The organism is Monashia sp. HAY1-5C (assembly GCF_056755255.1).
Map to the genome: position 1 here is coordinate 1 of NZ_JBPGXG010000218.1, position 4437 is coordinate 4437.

Annotated in this window: 5 protein-coding genes; 1 reads left to right on the forward strand and 4 read right to left on the reverse strand. The window is 68.6% G+C overall.

The features are described from left to right. The 4 genes from yidC to rpmH all read right to left on the reverse strand — a co-directional run. Nucleotides 1-768: membrane protein insertase YidC (yidC, locus tag ACR9ZK_RS20855; RefSeq protein WP_481343881.1), on the reverse strand; the 768-nt coding region annotated here is incomplete at its 3' end. Between the two features lie 78 nt (nucleotides 769-846). After that, the gene (yidD, locus tag ACR9ZK_RS20860; RefSeq protein WP_481343882.1) at nucleotides 847-1230 is read right to left on the reverse strand and encodes a membrane protein insertion efficiency factor YidD; all 384 of its coding nucleotides are present in this window, start codon (nucleotides 1228-1230) and stop codon (nucleotides 847-849) included. After that, complete coding sequence (gene rnpA / locus ACR9ZK_RS20865; protein WP_481343883.1) at nucleotides 1227-1577, reverse strand: ribonuclease P protein component; 351 nt, start codon at nucleotides 1575-1577, stop codon at nucleotides 1227-1229. Before rnpA ends, yidD begins: the two co-directional genes overlap by 4 nt. 17 nt (nucleotides 1578-1594) lie before the next feature. Beyond that, complete coding sequence (rpmH, locus tag ACR9ZK_RS20870; protein ID WP_010849920.1) at nucleotides 1595-1732, reverse strand: 50S ribosomal protein L34; 138 nt, start codon at nucleotides 1730-1732, stop codon at nucleotides 1595-1597. Nucleotides 1733-2270: 538 nt separating this feature from the next. On the opposite strand from rpmH, the gene dnaA reads away from it, so the two are divergent. Then, on the forward strand, nucleotides 2271-4010 hold the full coding sequence (gene dnaA, locus ACR9ZK_RS20875) for a chromosomal replication initiator protein DnaA (RefSeq protein ID WP_481343884.1): 1740 nt from the start codon (nucleotides 2271-2273) through the stop codon (nucleotides 4008-4010). Nucleotides 4011-4437 lie beyond the last annotated feature (427 nt).

Genomic DNA, 4437 nt, shown 5'->3' on the forward strand with positions numbered 1-4437 from the left:
GACGTAGAACTGCTGACCCATGGTCCAGAGGTTCGTCGTCAACCAGTAGAGCAGGACACCGATCGGGAAGTTGATGCCGGAGATCGCGAAGAAGATCGGCATGAGGTACAGCAGGACCTTCTGCTGCTTCGCGAAGGGGTTGTCGAGCGCGGCGGCCGGCATGTTCTTGCGCATCAGCTGGTACTGCGTCGTGAACGTCGTCGCGGACATGAGCACGATGAGCACTGCGGTGAGGATCTTGACGCTCGTCTCACCGCTGGTCATGAAGGCGTCGGACAGCTTGGCGCCGAAGATCGTCGAGCCCTCGATGGCGCGGGCGACCTCGTTGGTGATCGGGCCGATGCCGGGCTGCTTGCCCTCGGCCTGGGCGCGCAGGTTGTTGAGCAGCTGGAAGAGCGCGAAGAAGAACGGGCTCTGGATGAGGATCGGCAGGCAGCTGCTGAACGGGTTGGTGCCCGTGCGGCGGTAGAGATCCATGATCTCCTGCTGCTGCGCCTTCTGGCTCTCCGGGTCGCGCTTGCCCTTGTACTTCTTCTGGATCTTCTGCATCTCCGGCTGGATGAGCTGCATCCGGCGCGAGGAGTGGATCTGCCGTACGAAGAGGGGGATGAGCAGGAGCCGGACGACGACGGTGAGGCCGACGATCGAGAAGGCCCAGGCCCAGCCGGTGGGCAGCCCGACGGCATCGAACAGCCAGTGCCAGGCGTACATGACCCAGGCCTCACCCAGCTTGATCGGGTAGAGCAGGGTGTTGAAGAACTCGCTCAACGTGTGTCCTCTGTCATCCGGTGAGCCGGCCGAGCCTTCGGGCCGGTCACCACTGGTCGGCACCGTGGTGCCGCGTGGTCAGGTGGTGGGTTCTCCGTGGTGGTGCCGGTGCGGTGTCGGCGGTCCGTGGCCCGGCTCGGAGGGCACCGCCGCTCCCACCCGGGCCGATTCATCGGCGTCCGTCGGCCGGAAGTCCTTCGGTCGGACCGCGTTGCGGCTCTCCCACGTGAGCGGAACGTCGTCGACGCCACCCGGGTTCCACGGGTGGCACCGGCCGAGCCGCCGCACCGTGAGCCAGCTACCCCGGATCGGGCCGAAGCGCGTCAGCGCGGTGACCGCGTACGCCGAGCAGCTCGGGTAGAACCGGCAGGTGGGGGGCCTGAGCGGGGAGACGAACCGCTGGTAGAGGCGGACCGCGAGCACGAGCGGGGCCGCGAGCACCGAGCTGACGCTGAGGGTCACGGCCTGGTCACCTTCTCGAGCTGACGTCCGAGCGCCGCGTCCAGCTCTTCCCAGCTCGCCTGTGCCGCAGCCGGGTTCGCCCGGACGACGAGATCCCACCCGGTCGCGACGCCGTCGAGGTGCCCCGCCACGCTGGCTCGCAGCCGGCGCTTGGTCCGGTTGCGGACGACGGCGTTCCCGACGGCCTTGGACACAACAAAACCGACGCGCGGCGGAAGGTCCGCACGCGCATCGGTCCGGTTGGCATGCACGACGAGGAGTCGCCCGCCCGCTCTGCTGGCGCCCGGCCCCCGGACTGCCGACGCGAAGTCCGCGCTCTCGCGCAGACGGTGACGTGCCGGCAGCACGCCGAGGCCCCGGGCGGTCAGGCCGAGAGCTCGGCGCGGCCCTTGCGACGACGTGCGGCGAGGATGGCGCGACCAGCGCGGGTGCGCATGCGCAGACGGAAGCCGTGCGTCTTGGCGCGGCGACGGTTGTTCGGCTGGAAGGTGCGCTTGCTCACGAGGTTCTCCGTTGGTCGCGGGGAACGGGCGACAGCGTCGACCCGTGCTCCCGTGGGGGTGGGACTGGGCGTGGTCTCGGCGACCGCAATCGGCAAGCCCGTGGTACTTCGGCGCCACCCGAACGACCGGGTGGGCCACGAGGCGCCATGGGCATGCGAAAGAGGTCGCAGACACGCTCGGTCAACGATACGGGAGCGCCGGAAGAAGGGTCAAACCGACGCGGGTCGGGGCCTGAGGGCTGCCGAACCCACCGATACTGGGGCCTGCCGCACCGTGTTCAAGGCGACACGCCGTGAGTTGACCGAATCTGTGGACGGCGCGATTGTCAGAGGCGACCGCGCGAGGTACGTTTCGACCTTCACCATCGTCGCCCACCCATGCACAGGCTGTGGACAAAGGTGTGGACAACAGGGCATCGTTCAGCCGGACAGCGGTCGGCCCTCGAGCCGTCCGACCCGAGCGCCGACTCGGGTGAGATCCGCGCAGGTGCCCGCGAGACCGGTGCACGAGGAACGACTCAGGGGTAGGTGGGACGAGGTGGCCGATGCAGGCGTCGACTACGCACGGATCTGGCAGGAGACGCTTCGCACCCTCGACTCGGTGGGCCTGTCCAACCGCGAGCGCGCGTTCGTGCGGCTCTGCCGGCTCATCGGCGTCCTGGACCAGACGGCCCTCGTTCGGGTGCCCAACAACTTCACCAAGGACTTCCTCGAGACGCGGATGCGCGAGCAGGTGCACGCCGCTCTCGGTGAGCAGCTCGGCCACCCGGTACAGCTCGCGGTGTCGGTCGACGAGACCCTCGAGACCGACCTGGGTCTGATCAGCGACGAGCCGACCGGGCAGCCCGCGCTCTCGGAGGGCGCCCGTCCGTCGAACCCGTTCTCGGCCACGCCCGGACACCAGGGCCACCAGGGCCACCACGGCCAGTTCGACCAGATGGGCCAGCTGCCCGACCACGGCGTCAACCACGGCCAGACCGTGCCGGGCGGGCCCACGGGGTCCAACGGGCACGGTGCCTCGGTGCAGCCCCCGCACGGCAGCCCCTACTCGCAGGTGCACCCGGCGGCCGCCAACCCCAACCCCCTGCGCGACCTCGCCGAGAGCGCTCCGGCCCTCGACGGCGCCGACCTCGACGAGCCGCGGCTGCAGGCCTACGGGGGGTCCGACCACCCGGCCGACGCGCTGCGCGCCGGGGGCGAGAGCGGGCCGCTGCGCCAGCAGCGCCCGGAGCCCCCCGTCGTCGGCGACACGCGGCTGAACCCCAAGTACACCTTCGACACCTTCGTCATCGGCGCGAGCAACCGGTTCGCCCACGCGGCGGCCGTCGCCGTCGCCGAGGCGCCCGCCAAGGCGTACAACCCGCTCTTCGTCTACGGCGAGTCCGGGCTGGGCAAGACCCACCTGCTCCACGCCATCGGGCACTACGCGCGCACGATGTTCCCCGGCGTCCGGGTGCGGTACGTGAACTCCGAGGAGTTCACCAACGACTTCATCAACAGCATCCGCGACGACAAGGCCAGCGCCTTCCAGGCCCGGTACCGCAGCGTCGACGTGCTGCTCATCGACGACATCCAGTTCCTCCAGGGCAAGCTGCAGACCCAGGAGGAGTTCTTCCACACCTTCAACACGCTGCACAACGCGAACAAGCAGATCGTCATCACGAGCGACCTGCCGCCGCGCGAGCTGTCCGGCTTCGAGGACCGGATGCGCACCCGGTTCGAGTCGGGCCTGCTCACCGACGTCCAGCCGCCCGACCTCGAGACCCGGATCGCCATCCTGCGCAAGAAGGCGATCCAGGACCGGATGAAGGTGCCGGACGACGTCCTCGAGTACATCGCGACGAACTTCAGCACGAACATCCGCGAGCTCGAGGGTGCCCTGATCCGCGTCACGGCCTTCAGCAACCTCAACCGCCAGCCGGTCGACCTCCCGCTCGCCGAGATCGTCCTCAAGGACGTGCTGCCGAACGAGACGCCGAACCAGGTGACCGCCGCGACGATCATGGCGGTGACGGCGGCGTACTACGCGGTGACGCTCGAGGACCTCTGCGGCTCGTCGCGCTCCCGCCAGCTCGTCACCGCGCGGCAGATCGCGATGTACCTCTGCCGCGAGATGACCGACCTGTCACTGCCGAAGATCGGCCAGCACTTCGGCGGCCGCGACCACACCACGGTCATGCACGCCGACCGCAAGATCCGCGAGCTCATGGGTGAACGCCGCGCCATCTACAACCAGGTCACCGAGCTGACCAACCGCATCCGGCAGCAGTCCCACTGACGGACCCCTCGCGCGACGGACAGCCGCGGGCTGCGCCGGCGCGTTCGTGTCCCTGGGGGCCCCGAGGCGGCGCGGACGTCCACCGAGTCGGGATCAATGGGACGTAGCGCGCAGAGGTGACTAGTCGCCACACCACGGACACCCATCGCCGATCGCCGGCCTCCACAGCCATCCACACGTCTGTCCACAGCTGTGTGCACAACGCGACCGGCCCGTGAGCCTGGGCCGGGAACCCACAGGCTGATCCACAGCTGTGGTTGTCCACCGTTGTGGACAACTCTGTGGAACCGATCGCCACGTCTGTCCACAGGTGACTAGTCATCAATCCGGCCAAAACGGACATCCGCTCCACTTGTTTCCACAGTGACACTGTGGACAGGTGTGGACGAGGTCGGAAATCTTGCGGAAAAACTGCACCCTCCTTGTG